Raw genomic sequence first — 15340 nt, forward strand, 5'->3', positions numbered from 1 at the left:
ATCTAGTCTGGCAATCAACAGAATATTCCACACACAATTGAAAAAGGGGGAAAGTTTATGCAAAGAATTTTAAAATTCCTGTTCATGTCCGTTTTTTCTTTGATTTGTGTTTTGTATGTTCAAACGAATGCTTTTGCCGCACCAGCATACGAGGGAGTTGTCAAAATGAAGCAGCCTTCAGGCGAATCTTTTGAGGGCACGTTACATGGAGATGAATGGTTCCATTGGGTAAGTACAAAGGATGGCGACGTACTTTTACAAGATCAGAAGGGGTATTGGAATTACGCGGAGCTTAAAGCAGATGAACTGAAATCAACGGGTACAAAATATAAAATTGATAAGAAGCCTTCAATGGCGGTAAATGAGTACAATTTGAATAAGTGGATAAAAAAATACAACCCTCAAGCAAAGAAAAAACAGGAGCACATGAATAAATTACAAAAAGAATCACCAAAAAATATTGATGGAACTGTCACTCCAGTTTTAGGAAACAAAAAATTACTTGTTTTGTTAATTGGGTTTACAGATGTTGATATTGCATATAACGATAACGACTGGAGTAACAAATTCTTTTCTACAAATCAAAAGTCAGTTAAGAATTACTATAATGAAGTAAGTAACGGAAAAGTACAGATAACTCCAGCTCCTGAAACATATGGTACTCAAAATGATGGAGTGGTTAAAGTGAAATTAGATTACGCTCATCCGAGTACATCGGGAAAAAGTATGGGTACGGTTATAACAGATGCACTGGCTAAAGCTGATTCTCAAGTGAATTTTGCTAGTCTTGATACTAATAATGATCAAGTCGTTGACTCTAAAGATGGCTTCTACATTGTAAGTTTTCTTGCTGGTAATGAACAAGCTGCTCCTGGTGCTCCACTTCCTTATATTTGGGCACATCAATCGTATGCTCCCAATTCTAATCACGATGGTGTTACGGTATCAGGCATGTATACAGCGCAGGGTGAAAAACAATATGGTCATATGGCGACAATTGGTATACCTGCTCATGAGTTAGGGCATTCTTTTGGTCTTCCAGATCTATATGGTGACAATAACCGTGTAGGTAGTCTAAGTATAATGGGGAATGGAGCTTGGAATAGTCTTCAAGGGGAAGAGTATGGAACTACCCCAGATCATATGGATGCTTGGTCAAAGGTAAAACTGGGCTTTGTAACACCAACTGTAGTAAATACCACTAATAACTTTACTCTAAATGCAATCCCAAATAACTATAATGTGTTAAAGATTCCTTTAAAGGATAATACGTATTTTTTAGTTGAGAATCGCGCAAAGGTTGGGTATGATGCGAGCTTACCAACAAATTCTGGTGGTATTGCGGTTTGGCATATTGATGAATCTATGAATAATAATTCCAGTGATTCGCATCCTTTCATTGATATAGAGCAATCAGTCAGTGAATACCAAGACCCATTCTATTACACGAATCAAAATCATGCTGCTACCTTTGGTCCAGACACTAATCCGAATAGTAATACCTACACGGGAGAAAAAACAGGAGTAACGATTACAACGACAAGTACAAGTAATTCTGCTATGAATGTAGCAGTCACAACAAAAGAAGCTAGCTTAATTCCGCAAACAAACTGGACACTAAAATATGTAGATAGCTATAATTGGTACAATTTAGGTACGTATGCCTTTGATGGAAACAAAGACACATTTTGGCATACAAACTGGAGCCCTGTAGCTCCAATGCCACACGAGATTCAAATTGATTTAGGTGCAACTTATAACCTCTCCAAATTCAGCTACTTGCCAAGGCAAGACGGCCAAATAAATGGAACGATTAAGGACTATGAGTTTTACGTCAGTAGTGATGGAGTAAACTGGGGAACAGCGGTATCCATAGGTGCTTTTGCAAACAATACTAACTTGAAAGAGGTCAGCTTTGCAAACAAGACAGGTCGTTATATTAAACTACGTGCATTAAGCGAGGTAAACAACAATCCATGGACAAGTGCCGCTGAAATTAATGTATTTGGAGTGGTTCAATAATATATTTGTGAGGTTATCTAATTAAATCATTGATACGCTAGTCCAAAGGGTTATCATCTGCTGAGAGTTCGCTCGGCATTTGATAACCTTTTTGTTCTATACTAGCCAATATGCAAAAGAAAAAGATGGATTAATAAAATTCATATTCTTAGCTTGATAGCAATGTGGTGGTACTCCTTACAGTTACTCATAAATTTTGTACTATGTAACTCAAAAAAGAAAGTATTATAAATTCAATGATACCAAGGGATTCAGCGAAGGGGGCAGTTACACACAATATAAGATATAGGTAAGTCATAGAGAACTTGAAATGATATATTAATTACTTTGTGAAAATAGTATGGATTAAGAAGATAATGATTTCAAATCGTCAAAGTAGAGAAAAAGATACGAATGATTAAATTCAAATGTAGGTTATAAAATTATTGATATAAATATAACGATTTTAAAAATGGTCAATGACATTTTCCTCAAAAATGGAAAAGTTGATATAACGTTGGACAGAAGATGGTTCACACAAATATGACATCTATAGTCCACAAACATAAGATCAAAATATGTCAGCTGAAAGATTAAAACAACTAACGGAAGCGGAACTAAAGAAACGTATTAATAGCACTGTACAGTATGAAGTAACTCCAATTGCATTAGAAAAGATATTTGGTTTATCTAATGAAAAAGTAAATAAGGGCGATATTGTCCATATCAAAGATACAAAATTTACGCCACCTTTGTTTTTAGAAGCGCGTCTTATCGCAGCGGATGAATGTGATACAAATGCAGCAAATGATAAATAGTATTTTGGTGATTTTAAAGAAGTAGAAGATACGAGAAGTCTGTTAAATCACATGTATGCCCAAGTTATGGGCAGTCTAGCTGGAAAAGCAAATAAAGGCTTGTTAGATAAGTTGGAAGAACTTGTGAAAGAGACAAATGAACAAGTTGATGTTGTGTAAAAGGAATCAGAAGCAGCAAAAAAGTTAGCAGAAAAAGTACAAGAAAACCTTAAAAATTATCAAACAAAAATTATTGAAAGCGCAAAACCACCGACAATCGGTTTAGAAGATGGAAAAACCTTATGGTTAGATATTTCAAACGGTAAGCCTGGCATCCTCAAATTATGGAAGAATGGCAATTGGGAGTCGGTTGTTCCTGATGTGGACAAAGTAAAGAAAGATACCTTAGAGCAAGTCAACAAAGATATTGAAACCACAAAAACAGAGTTGAATAAAAAAGTTCAAGAGGCACAAAATCAAGCAACAGGACAATTTAATGAAGTGAATGAAAGATGTTGAAGATTACGTTGGTGGAATTGGTAACCAAACGGTTTTACGCAATGTCTTGTGGAAGAACGACACGAAATATTGGCAATTAACTTCAAACGCAGTAAGAGATACACAAGTCACTTATAAGGGGGGCAATTCACTTAGTGTTATTACTACAGGTAATATGACTTATTCTTTATCCTGTTTCTTTCTTAGTTGTACCTAGCGCGTTTTTATAATTCTTTATTTAATTCCTAATTTAAAGAACAAACTATCCAAAATAACATGATTTATATGACTATGTATACTCCTTTTTAGAAAATATTGTAATTAATTAACATTTGAAACTATAACACAAATTATATAAATAATATATCTAAATTTATCGTCATCACAATGGTGCTTGTCTTTAGATTTCCAGCAATCATTATTCCAGGAAATACTTTTATGCCGCCCTTCAATTAGGGTTAGTATTATTCTATGTTTTAGTAAAAAAACTGCTTGTTTATTAACCTATTATTATACTTTTATATGATAGAGAGCTTTCTACTAGATATAGAATTCATAAAAACTATGCTAATTTTTAAGGGAGAGTGGATAGAACTACTGATTATGAAATTAATCAACACACATTTATCAAAGAAAATATTCTAATTTAAAATAATTTCTTATTTTGGAGTATACTGTCTTGAATGTATATTTCAAAATTGAATAGGTAAAAGATTTTATGTAACAACAAATAAAACTTCAGTATATGTAAAGCGATTTTTTACGAATATATAGCTTGATAAAAATAAAAATGATCATTTGGTAACCATGTTCATATCGTGATATTCAAAATTAAATTCAAGATAACTCATGTAATAAAGACTTCATAATTTTACCGAATCTGCGAGATACGTTGAAAACAGAATTTGTATCCCTCTAAAAATATTAATTTTCAGAATTTTCAATAAAAATGATTAGATTATACTAACTTAATGATAATGATTAAAAAGGCTACTATAGAACCCAAACATTAGTAGAAGAAAGACATATACAAGTATTATGAGTTTGAAAATTTCATAAACTCTAAAATCTTATAAAAAGAGGAGCATAAAACATGAGCGAACAATGTCCAATTAATGTACCATGTCAGGTAGCGGGACAAACCCAAACACCATTAAGTGATGAGACTGCAACACCAATTGTTACTCCAGGAGCACCTATTGTAAAGATTCCAGTTGTATTAGCTGAAAGAACGCTTCAAATTGTTGTAGAGTCCGATATTTCATTAGAGCCTCCAGCAGTCGAAATTAAACGCATCTTAAAAAACGTATTTTTAACACAATGTAAGTTAGTGCCTGTAGCATTCGTACCAGTACCAGGTACACCTTACCGACGAGTTACAAGAGCGAAATTATTTGTACAAGGCTATATTCGTAAAAATATTGAATATGCAAATGACGAGTGTAATGGAGTTCTATATGATCGTATTGCAAATGTTCCATTTTCTGGTTTTGCAGATCTGACAGAAGGTGATTTTCTATCATTAGCTTTAGTAGCTTCTTCTTCGGACACTACTTCTCATTTTATAAATCCTAAAAACGGTGATTTACCACGTCTAGACAAATATTTCTTTGAAAATGCAGTTTTTTATAACGAACAACCATATTGTGAATTAGTAAGCGCTCAATTTTTTGAATTAGACTTTTCACCTTGTCCTACAAACCTAAACGAACCATTTGATACGCTTCGTGAAAAAATTGTACTAGATCTTACTTTAAAAGTTTTACAAGTACAACAAGTACAAGTAGCACTATAAAAATAAAAAGAAATTGTCTTTGTTAAAAAGACAATTTCTTTTTTATTTTTATACAACATATATAATGATGAAATGGTCACATACAAAAAACAAATTTTTTGAATTTCATCAGACGGGGGGATGGTGATGAAAAATCCATGGATTGGTAAGGGGATATGGGATGAAATTTACAAGTATAAAAAACTGAATATACAAGATAATTTACACGAAAAAAGAGGGGGAAAAGAAGAAATACCACCTGAATTAAAGGGAGAATATGTAGCATCAAAATTAGAGAAAGAAGGTAAAGCGTCTGGATCACAAATAGGGCCTTTAATACGCTCACTGGTGGTCAAAACTCCATTTTCTATTTTTTCAGAAGTAACTAGTTTTAAAATATTTCCAAAAATAAATGTTAAAAATCAAGAAGCATTTGTATTTAGGAATGAAAAAGGTGTAGAAGGGCGTGAATTAGATTGTAAGTTATTAACTACAGTGCAACAATATTATTCGGATAGTTATTGTAAATTAGTTTCTTTAAATCTTCATGAGAAGAGAATTCATTTTGAATTATATAACCAAAAAAATAAAGGGAATAAAGAAGAGAATAAGGTAGAGGCATCTTCATGGATTCCTATTCACAGTATAATATTAGAGAGTGAAAATGGGGAAGACGTAAATAATTTTATTACAGCGAAACTACCAATAGAAATAGGAAGATATAAAGGTGAAATTAGTTTACGAGAAAAGGTTGTATTTAAAGAAAAAGTCATAGGAATAAAAGAGGTTGAACAGGAGATTATTTTGACAAAAACCGAATTTTTAATACCAAAGGTAAAAAAGAATGAGCAAAATACACTTACAGTTGAAAAAGGGAGCTTATTGGTAGAAGGGTATATATATCAATGTATTGAATACATATCAGAACAAAGTAAACTTCATGATAATGAGCATCAGTTAATACAAAATATTGTATTGGAGTTAATCATTCAAGTAATACAAGAACAAGAAGTACAAGTGCGAATTAAATAAAAATAATTATATTCCCTCGATTAGCTGATTATTTTTATTCGTAGTGTATCGATGGGTATTCTTTTGTAAATCATTCAGTGCTGCAAACTATTTGTTAAATGGTTTATCCTTGATAAATTCAATTTTACATTGTTACTAAATTGTATGAATCTCCTCTGGTTTAAGTTTTAAAAAAGTGCTAACAAGTTTGCAAGCGATCTTGCTAACACTTATACAGAATAGACATAAATTATCGCTGATATGTCGTTTTTTAAAATAGTCTTAATCAGTTAAATCACACTTATACGAAATGCTCATAAAAACCGTCTTAGTATCAAGAATATAACATGTTAGGTCAAACAAACCTTGATATAACAATGTTTGTTTAACTTGAATTTGTAAAACATTTACATTTTATAAATGCAAGTTATCCAAATCAACGTAATTATAAACATAAACATGATTAACACCAATCGGTTTACGTGACATTCGTATATTTTAAGTCTTTGATAAATAATACAATTTAAATTTTGCAGATCAGTAGAATGAGGAAATATGCTTAGAGTATTAGCGAAACCCAACCCTAATCAATTCTTCATCATTTATTTCAATTACGAATCTATATTCTTTGTCTAATAGCCAGTAATAAAAACTGACTGCATCAACGTCAACTAGTGATTGGAATACTTTATCAAGATTTGTACTTACTACAGGGATTTCATAGTTATCCCATATTATAAAAATCTGTTCGTCAAAATCTAGTTGGTTTGCTCTAATAAGGGAAATTATTTGTTCTTTGTTCGAAGCTATGAATTGGTTATCTATCTGTTCCCAATCTATTCTTCCCGAGACAGTTATAGGAAATGAATTCATTAAAATAGTAGCAATCTGTTGGCTTTTTTCTTGGGAGAAAATGAGAGTTTCGTTTCCTAGGGATTCAAGGCATTCACTAAACAAAGGGTTTGTGTCATTGTTGTTTTTGGTTTTCAGTGCTCTTAACTTTTGTCGCAATTTCCATTGTCTTGACGATCTATCATCCATTTTTAACATTCCTTATACAATTATTTAAGAATGAGTATAGCATATAAGGGAAGTCTTTATGAAAAGGAACTTTTTAAATATAAATTAAATAAAAGCGTTATTTGAAAAAAAGCCTTTTAAGGAAAGATAAGAGGCCATCAAAAAATATAACAACATGAAAATTTTATATTATGTATATACAATTTAAAGAGTTAGTGGAAATAATAAAATGTATAAAATTCTTATAAAAAAGCCCTAAGATTAGGGGATCTAGGGCTTCCTCTGTTGGTATATCTCACACGACATTATAAAAAGAAAAGAACTAAATGAAGGTAACACATGAATGTTTCGTAAATGTATCAAAAAAGTGAACAAAAGCGTTATTTTATTAGAAAAGTATGATTGTATGAAATAACATGTATGAAAGAAGAGGCGTTAGCAAAAATATCCCTTAACGAAATCGGCTTTATTTTTCAGCAAAGTAACCTTCTTAAGTGACTCATGTTGTATAGGTAGCAGAGAAAACAAAAAGAGTTCTTTTTATGGAGGACGGAGAAGTTGTTAGTGAAATACAACTAGGCAAGTTTAGGAATGATGATTTAAAAGCGCGAGAAGAGAAATTGTTAAAATGGTTAGCTGTACTCGGATTTTAAAGACAAAAACTCCTATTGAATATAGGAGTTTTTTCTTTGTTTGAAAGTTCGAAAAGATATATAATAATTTTCTGACTATTAATTTATGGAGGGGTATTAATGAAAACTGAAACGTTACACACACAAGAAGACATTTTAAAAATGCTTGATTCATTATTAAGACCTGCAGAACCATTTTGGAATGAGTTTTATGAGAATAAAGAAAAAGATGTTCCGTTTTTTGAAAATATTCCAGATGAGAATTTAGTTTCGTATATAAAAAAAGAGAGAGTTTCAAAAGGGAAAGTATTAGAACTTGGATGTGGTCCAGGTAGAAATGCCATTTATTTAGCGACTCAAGGATTTGATGTAACAGCAGTGGATTTATCTGTAGAAGGCATTAATTGGGCTAAAGAAAGGGCATTGGCAAAAGAGGTAGAAATTCATTTTATTTGTGATTCAATTTTTAATTTAGAGGTTCAAAACGAATTTGATTTTGTATACGATTCGGGCTGTTTGCATCACATTCCACCGCATAGAAGAATAAATTATGTGGATTTAATTAAAAACTCATTAAAATCGGGTGGTTATTTTGGATTAACATGTTTTGCGGCAGGCGATTTAGATGAGCGAAATGGATCAGAAATAACAGATTGGGACGTATATAGAGAATGGAGTCTACAAGGTGGTCTTGCATACTCGGAAGAAAAGTTAAGAGAGATATTTAAAGAATTTGAAGTAATTGAGATTAGAAGGATGAAACAAATGAAACAACCGAATGAAATGTTTGGAGAATCATTTCTTTGGACAGCGTTATTTAAGAAGAAATAATAAAGTAGATAATTGACAAACTCATCGTTTTTATAGACAATACACTTATAGGAATATACGTTCGGTTTTTGGCCGACTTATGTTTTACATAAATATATAACAAGGGGCTGTCTCCATATGAGTAACACAAATCAAAAAATCACTACGTTTTTAATGTTTGAAGGCAAAGCTGAGGAAGCAATGAATTTTTATACGTCGCTATTTGACCAATCGGAAATTGTAAGTATTTCTCGTTACAATGAAAATGGACCTGGTAAAGAGGGAACTGTAATTCATGCAACTTTTACGCTAAATGGCCAAGAGTTTATGTGTATTGATAGTTATGTAAATCATAATTTTACATTCACTCCAGCTATGTCTCTTTATGTAACTTGTGAGACAGAAGAAGAAATTGAAACGGTTTTTCATAAACTAGCGCAGGATGGAGCAATTCTTATGCCTTTAGATTCTTATCCGTTTAGTAAAAAGTTTGGCTGGTTAAATGATAAGTATGGTGTATCTTGGCAGTTAACTCTTGCTGAATAAAAAAGAAAAAGCGTAGCTTATTTGTTTAATCGATTTAGTTAAAAGCTTGAAAAATTAAATAACATAAAAAAGCGTTCCAACTGTCAACAGGTTTGGAATGCTTTTTTTATGTGGAAGTGAGTTGTTTAAAACTTAACAATTCTACGATTAGTTTAAATGAATGGAATAGATGTGTAATTTTTTGTCTTTTTAGAATTTTTTTAGTAATTTTTGCATTTATCTGTTAATGTAAATATAGACAACTATGTATGAACTATTAGGCAGGTTAATAGAAAAAGGAAAGCATTAAGCTTACACATTGAATACAACTAGATCGCTAGGAGGACTAATCGCAATGGATACTACACAACAAAACAGTAATGCATGGGATAAGAAGGTTGAAGAAGGTTCTAGATACACGCAGCCTGTAAGTAGCGAGGTTATTGAGAAAAGCAAATCAGGTGAATGGGAGATTACAGTCACTACGGAAAAATCAGTTCCTAGAAAGTGGTTTCCAAAGTCATTAGATGGATTAAAGATACTTTGCTTAGCATCAGGTGGTGGACAACAAGCACCTGTTCTAGCTGCTGCTGGATCAGATGTAACAGTAACTGATATATCTAAGAAGCAATTGGAACAAGATGAAAAGGTAGCAAAACGGGATGGTTTGACTTTGAAAACCGTACAAGGAGATATGTCAGACCTTGGTGATTTTGAGGATGAATATTTTGATATTGTTATAAATCCTGTTTCTAATTTGTTTGTAAAAGATGTTCATCTTGTATGGAATGAAGTTTCTAGGGTTTTAAAGAATGAAGGTATTCTTATTGCTGGATTTACAAATCCGTTACTATGGATCTTTGATGATAACCAAGAACAAAAAGGTATTCTTGATGTTAAACATTCAATTCCTTCATCAACATTGGATTATTTACCAGAGGATGAAGTTCAAGATTACATCGATTCAAATCAAACAATAGAATATGCGCATACTTTAGAAGACCAAATCCAAGGCCAAATTGAAGCTGGTTTTGCTATAACAGGTTTTTATGAGGATGATTTTGGTGGGACAAGGATATTAGATAAGCATATTAAAACATTTATTGCGACAAAAGCTATAAAGTTAAAGATGGATTAAGAATTTTTGCTTGTCGCACGAGGCGTTAGTCGAAGAATGCTCTTAAAATAGAAAAGGATGGTGCTTTCCATCCTTTTCCTTATGTATTTTGAGTGTCGAAACTATTCTCAAAACAAGTTTTACACTACCAATTGTATAATTGGGTTATGCTTTTATATTAAGAATTTTGCTGACCGAATCTTTTCCCGAGTTTAGCTAACAATTCAGGTTGATCGCTTTGGCTCATTATAACTTCAATAAAGATAAGTTGATTCTTATTAAAAATTATATTTGCTAAGGTTTCTGCTAATTCTGCTTCATTTTCTACTTTAAATGTTAGACTTTTTTCTTCTGATCCAAATACCATTGATAGTTTATTGTAATCCCACATTTGTATATCATTATAAGGTTGGTTTTGGCCGTGAATGGCACGTTCAACGGTGTATCCGTTGTTATTGATTAAAAATATAATCGGTTTTAAATTTTGACGTAGTATAGTTGATAACTCTTGGGCAGTTACTTGGAAAGAACCATCACCAATAATTAAAATGTTGCGCCGTGATAAATTGGCGAGCTGTGTACCAAGTAGAGCGGGCAGTGTATATCCGATAGATCCCCATAACGGTTGTCCTACATATGCAGTGTTATTAGGTAGAGGGATAGCAGCACTACCAAAGAAAGGTGTTCCTTGTTCTACAATTAAGATGTCGTTTTCTTGTAAGAAATGGTACATTTGCTGCCAAAAACGTTTTTGTGTGACCATTTGTGCTTTTGGATTGAACTCTTCAGTAAAAGGTGATGGTGCTGAAATAAATGGCTTAATTTCAAGAGTATCTTTATTACGATGCGCAATTGAATCACTTAAATGTTGTAAAACATCCTGCATTACAACTGGACCGTATTTTTTATCTATAATTTTCACAGTGTAGGGATGGATTTCTATAACTTGTTCTTTTGTAAAACCTTGTGTGAAGCCGCCTGTAATAGTATCAGTTAACTTCACACCAATACTAATAATACAATCAGATTCATCAATTCTTTTTCTCAAGTACGGAGAACTTACATCACCAGTATAAATCCCTATAAATTGAGGGTGTTTTTCTGGGAATACTCCTTTTCCCATACTTAACGTCGCGATGGGAAACCCAGTTTTTTCTACAAATTGATGTAAATTTTCTTTAGCGTGAAATCGATCTACTTCAAAATCAGCTAAAATTACAGGTTTTTTGGCGTTATTTATTATTGAAGTGGCATGTAGTAGCATTTTATCCAACGCTTCTTTATTACTTAAAATCGGTTTATATAAAATTGGTTCTGTAGGTTTATTAATTGGTTTATTATATACATCAATCGGCAAATTAATATGAACCGGGCGTTTTTCATTCCAACATGCACGTAAAACACGGTCAATTTCCTCAGCAGCATGCTCAGGTTTTACATTTGTTTGTGCCACAGTGATTTCTCGATACATATTGGAAAAGTGATCGAACTTTCCATCTCCTAACGTATGATGGACGATTGCTCCATTTTCCATTACTTTTGTTGGTGGCGTACCCGTGATTTTTATAACTGGCACGTTTTCCGCATATGAGCCAGCAATACCGTTAATAGCGCTTAATTCTCCAACTCCGAAAGTAGTAATAAGAGCAGCGATTCCTTTTATGCGAGCGTACCCATCTGCTGCATATGCAGCATTTAATTCGTTACAATTGCCAATCCACTTTAAATTTTCATGTGCTACCACATCATCTAAAAAAGCAAGATTATAATCACCAGGAACCCCAAATATATGTTCAATTCCTAATTCATGTAGTCTATCCAATAAATATGTACTTACAGTATATTGTTTTTTCAAATGAATCATCTCCTAATTATGCAATGAATGTTTCAATAGACTAAATAAGTTCTAATGCGTTGATTAAAATATTCATTACTAGATTGTGGTATAATTTACATACAGGGGGAAAGTAGATGACACAACATAAAGAAGAACAGATGAATGAGGCATTAGCATTATTTTATTTTGCATATAAAACATTTACTGAAAAGCCAGATGAAATTATAAAAGAATATGGCATTCAACGAGTACATCATCGAATTTTATTTTTTATCGCACGTTTTCCAGGGATAAGTGTAAATGAGTTATTATCACTATTAGAAATAAGTAAACAAGCTCTCCATGGACCGCTACGTCAACTTGTGGAAAAGGGCTTAATTGAGAGTAATGAAGCTATGCATGATCGACGTGTGAAACAGTTGTCTTTAACAGAAAAAGGTACAGATTTAGAGAAAAAACTGAGTGATGTACAAAGACAACAAATGGGTGCTATTTTTTCAAAATTTGGTGAATCATGTGAGGACAATTGGCACCAAGTTATGAATGAAATGGCAAATAGCAGATCAGGTTTTGATGCTTGGATAACGAAACGTGAACTACCAGTCGATCAAAAATAATGAAAAAACTTCTGTTTTTATCGTTTGAAAAAGAACAAATTTTATCCATACATTTGGCAACTATGATTTGGTCATAGAGTGAATGGATAAAAAGATACATTACTAGATACTTTATACGTGTACGCAATGGAACAATAAAATTCACATTTCCGAAAGGGGAATTATAATGATAAAACTTGTACTTATTCGTCACGGACAAAGCTTATGGAATCTTGAAAATCGCTTTACTGGATGGACAGATGTTGATCTATCAGAGAATGGATTAAGTGAAGCGAGAGAAGCAGGAGCAATATTAAAGAAAAACGGATATACTTTTGATGTGGCTTATACATCAGTATTAAAACGCGCAATTCGGACGTTATGGATTGTACTTCATGAGATGGATCTTACTTGGGTTCCAATACATAAATCTTGGAAGCTAAATGAAAGACATTATGGTGCATTGCAAGGGCTGAATAAAGATGAAACTGCACAAAAATATGGTGAGGAGCAAGTTCATATTTGGAGAAGAAGTGTTGATGTAAGACCACCGGCTCTTACTGAAGACGATCCTCGATATGAAGCGACCGATCCAAGATATAAAACACTCAAAAAAGGTGAATTTCCATTAACTGAATGTTTAGAGGATACGGAGAAGAGAGTACTTGCTTATTGGCATTCAGAAATTACGCCGACATTAAAAAGTGGTAATAAAGTAATTATTTCATCACACGGTAACACAATTCGCTCGCTAGTAAAATATTTAGACAACCTTTCAAGTGATGGTGTAGTTTCATTAAATATTCCCACTAGCATTCCGCTTGTTTATGAATTAGACGAAAACTTACGTCCGATTCGTCATTATTATTTAAGTATGAATGGAGAAGTACCTGAAGGGGAAATTCCAAAACATATTTCTTTTTAATACGAAAATTTGAAATGAATGCTTGTCTACATATACAATATAGACTCATGGTAAAGTGAAATTTTAATCAGTGGGGGTCTTACTGCCCACAAATAACAGGATAAAAGACGTGGTACTTTCTAATGTATATGCGATGTAGCTAATTTTAGAAGCTTGTCCACGTCTTTTGTCATAAAGAGAGCAGCTTGCGCATGTAATGATATCGTGAGTAGTTTTTGAATGGAGGGTGATGTGATTAATGATCTCTAACATTCGAATTGGCTTATTTGTTTTAGCGATTGTCTTTGTAGTCCTTGTTTTCTTTTATTGGAAAAATGAGGAGTTATACGAGGAGAAAAAGCAACGTATTAGAAAGACTTGGTATGGTTTGTTTATCATATCTGTCACCGTGTATTTCATGATAAAAGGAATTGATTTAACCCTCTGGAAAAATCTTTTAATGTTTACTGCAATGGTTATTTTTGTTGATATTGCGTTCATTTTAACACCTAATATTTCTGAAATATGGGGTGCGAAATTTAGTGATATTGGCAAGACAGTTCAATCAATAAAACGATCATTAATTGCATCTAAAGCGAGAGGAGAAATATACACGACAATTATTCAAAATGTTAATCCATCAGTATTCGGTACGATGGAATGGCATACGGAAGAGGAATATACAAAGAGCTTAAATGCATTTTTAGATTCATATGGGGAAAAGATTGGTGCGAAAATTGTTGTTTTTGAAGCCGCGAAGGAATTAAATACAAACTTTCGTGGTATTCGCTCGCAATTTAGTATTATCGTTCCATTAGAACATATCGAGCAATTGAATGAGCAGAAAGCGGTGCAAGTAGAAAATGTCGGGATTATACCAGCAAAAATAGTAAGTGACGTTTTCATTGTTATTGATGGAAAGAAAAATAACCTGCAAGATCGGGATTTTGAAAATGTATATAATTTAACAATACATCATAGTTATTTTAGTAAATAAGGACAGAATCTTTTTCTGTCCTTTTCTTATATACATAAATTAAAAACAAAATCCGACAAAGTTGAATGAAATTGGACAATCATTCCTACACTAGCATGTAGAGGTGATTGTAGTGGTAAAAGATTATGACAATGATTTTTTTAAAGAAGATAACGAAGATACAACAGATTTCTCTTTAATAAAAGGGGATACGTTGCAGCAAGTAGAAGAGTTAGAAGAAGAATTAAAAAGAAAATCATAAGTGTACACTCTTTCTATATTTGCTATATAATATAAATAAAAGGTTGTATCTTTTTGAAAAGGGGGAGAAGAGATGGCTGAAGTCAATGTAGAAAAGTCTTCGTTTTTTAAAGAAAAAAAAGAAGAATCAAATACAGATTTCTCTCTTGTGAAAGGTGCATTAACTCAAAATGTAAATGGATTAGAAAAACTTATAGAGGCGATCCCATATAAGTATATAAAAGAGGGTAATTTAAAAGAGAATGCGTAAAAGCATTCTCTTTTAAATTACATCTTTATGATTTGTTTATCCGCTATTTCTTTTTTTGTTTAAAAATAATTTTATACATATAATATCCAAGAGCTGCAAAAATAAATCCAATAGCAGCACCAACTATTTCTCGCATAAACAATAAGTATAAAGAAGCAATAATTAGGGCAAATAAGATTAAAAGTAGTACATACTTTGAAATAAATTCTAACCCTTTGTACACTAGTAGAATTACACCTGAAAGAACAGTGATGATAGGTAATATCCTATTTTCGAAAAGACCTTCCTTTTTTTTGTTAGAATTCTGATGTTTATTCAATATAAATATACT

14 protein-coding genes and 2 pseudogenes are annotated in these 15340 nt (G+C 32.5%); 13 read left to right on the plus strand and 3 right to left on the minus strand.

Annotation, left to right across the window (positions count from 1 at the left end; genetic code table 11):
- The first annotated feature begins 57 nt into the window (after nucleotides 1-57).
- The 4 genes and pseudogenes from AC1Q51_RS03365 to AC1Q51_RS03380 all read left to right on the plus strand — a co-directional run bounded on the left by AC1Q51_RS03365 (nucleotide 58) and on the right by AC1Q51_RS03380 (nucleotide 6102).
- Nucleotides 58-2022 (plus strand): M6 family metalloprotease domain-containing protein, encoded by a 1965-nt coding sequence (locus AC1Q51_RS03365; protein WP_492331370.1) that lies wholly within the window; start codon nucleotides 58-60, stop codon nucleotides 2020-2022.
- A gap of 494 nt (nucleotides 2023-2516) precedes the next feature.
- A pseudogene (locus AC1Q51_RS03370) lies at nucleotides 2517-3317 on the plus strand (distal tail protein Dit); the annotation flags it as partial.
- A gap of 1072 nt (nucleotides 3318-4389) precedes the next feature.
- Entirely contained in the window at nucleotides 4390-5091 is a 702-nt protein-coding gene (locus AC1Q51_RS03375) for a CsxC family protein (RefSeq protein WP_001294982.1), read from the plus strand.
- Nucleotides 5092-5217: 126 nt separating this feature from the next.
- Nucleotides 5218-6102, plus strand: coding sequence for a BC_2427 family protein (locus AC1Q51_RS03380; protein ID WP_000795504.1), 885 nt, complete (start codon nucleotides 5218-5220; stop codon nucleotides 6100-6102).
- Between the two features lie 546 nt (nucleotides 6103-6648).
- On the opposite strand, the gene AC1Q51_RS03385 is transcribed toward AC1Q51_RS03380, so the two are convergent.
- On the minus strand, nucleotides 6649-7122 hold the full coding sequence (locus AC1Q51_RS03385; RefSeq protein WP_048558849.1) for a CDI toxin immunity protein: 474 nt from the start codon (nucleotides 7120-7122) through the stop codon (nucleotides 6649-6651).
- Nucleotides 7123-7613: 491 nt separating this feature from the next.
- Between AC1Q51_RS03385 and AC1Q51_RS03390 the strand changes: the two are divergent.
- The 4 genes and pseudogenes from AC1Q51_RS03390 to AC1Q51_RS03405 form a co-directional block, all read left to right on the plus strand.
- A pseudogene (locus AC1Q51_RS03390) lies at nucleotides 7614-7754 on the plus strand (ABC transporter ATP-binding protein); the annotation flags it as partial.
- Between the two features lie 99 nt (nucleotides 7755-7853).
- On the plus strand, nucleotides 7854-8564 hold the full coding sequence (locus tag AC1Q51_RS03395; protein ID WP_492331371.1) for a class I SAM-dependent methyltransferase: 711 nt from the start codon (nucleotides 7854-7856) through the stop codon (nucleotides 8562-8564).
- A gap of 117 nt (nucleotides 8565-8681) precedes the next feature.
- On the plus strand, nucleotides 8682-9089 hold the full coding sequence (locus AC1Q51_RS03400; protein ID WP_492331372.1) for a VOC family protein: 408 nt from the start codon (nucleotides 8682-8684) through the stop codon (nucleotides 9087-9089).
- A gap of 334 nt (nucleotides 9090-9423) precedes the next feature.
- Complete coding sequence (locus AC1Q51_RS03405) at nucleotides 9424-10206, plus strand: class I SAM-dependent methyltransferase (protein ID WP_492331373.1); 783 nt, start codon at nucleotides 9424-9426, stop codon at nucleotides 10204-10206.
- 157 nt (nucleotides 10207-10363) lie between these two features.
- On the opposite strand, the gene AC1Q51_RS03410 is transcribed toward AC1Q51_RS03405, so the two are convergent.
- Nucleotides 10364-12040 carry an alpha-keto acid decarboxylase family protein gene (locus AC1Q51_RS03410; RefSeq protein WP_492331374.1) on the minus strand — a complete coding sequence of 559 codons (1677 nt, stop codon included), beginning with the start codon at nucleotides 12038-12040 and terminating at the stop codon, nucleotides 10364-10366.
- Between the two features lie 116 nt (nucleotides 12041-12156).
- Here AC1Q51_RS03410 and AC1Q51_RS03415 point away from each other — a divergent pair, with 116 nt between their 5' ends.
- The 5 genes from AC1Q51_RS03415 to spoIISB all read left to right on the plus strand — a co-directional run bounded on the left by AC1Q51_RS03415 (nucleotide 12157) and on the right by spoIISB (nucleotide 15009).
- Nucleotides 12157-12639, plus strand: coding sequence for a MarR family winged helix-turn-helix transcriptional regulator (locus AC1Q51_RS03415; RefSeq protein ID WP_000191889.1), 483 nt, complete (start codon nucleotides 12157-12159; stop codon nucleotides 12637-12639).
- A gap of 166 nt (nucleotides 12640-12805) precedes the next feature.
- On the plus strand, nucleotides 12806-13543 hold the full coding sequence (gene gpmA, locus AC1Q51_RS03420; RefSeq protein ID WP_098352983.1) for a 2,3-diphosphoglycerate-dependent phosphoglycerate mutase: 738 nt from the start codon (nucleotides 12806-12808) through the stop codon (nucleotides 13541-13543).
- A 238-nt stretch (nucleotides 13544-13781) separates the two neighbouring features.
- Nucleotides 13782-14519: a type II toxin-antitoxin system SpoIISA family toxin gene (locus tag AC1Q51_RS03425; RefSeq protein ID WP_000624982.1), complete on the plus strand. Its 738-nt coding sequence runs from the start codon at nucleotides 13782-13784 to the stop codon at nucleotides 14517-14519.
- 112 nt (nucleotides 14520-14631) lie between these two features.
- Nucleotides 14632-14760 (plus strand): hypothetical protein, encoded by a 129-nt coding sequence (locus AC1Q51_RS03430; protein WP_000237818.1) that lies wholly within the window; start codon nucleotides 14632-14634, stop codon nucleotides 14758-14760.
- Between the two features lie 72 nt (nucleotides 14761-14832).
- On the plus strand, nucleotides 14833-15009 hold the full coding sequence (spoIISB, locus tag AC1Q51_RS03435; protein ID WP_063547285.1) for a stage II sporulation protein SB: 177 nt from the start codon (nucleotides 14833-14835) through the stop codon (nucleotides 15007-15009).
- A 43-nt stretch (nucleotides 15010-15052) separates the two neighbouring features.
- On the opposite strand, the gene AC1Q51_RS03440 is transcribed toward spoIISB, so the two are convergent.
- Nucleotides 15053-15328 (minus strand): hypothetical protein, encoded by a 276-nt coding sequence (locus AC1Q51_RS03440; protein WP_063547286.1) that lies wholly within the window; start codon nucleotides 15326-15328, stop codon nucleotides 15053-15055.
- Nucleotides 15329-15340 lie beyond the last annotated feature (12 nt).

This window comes from Bacillus sp. MT94, assembly GCF_058792475.1.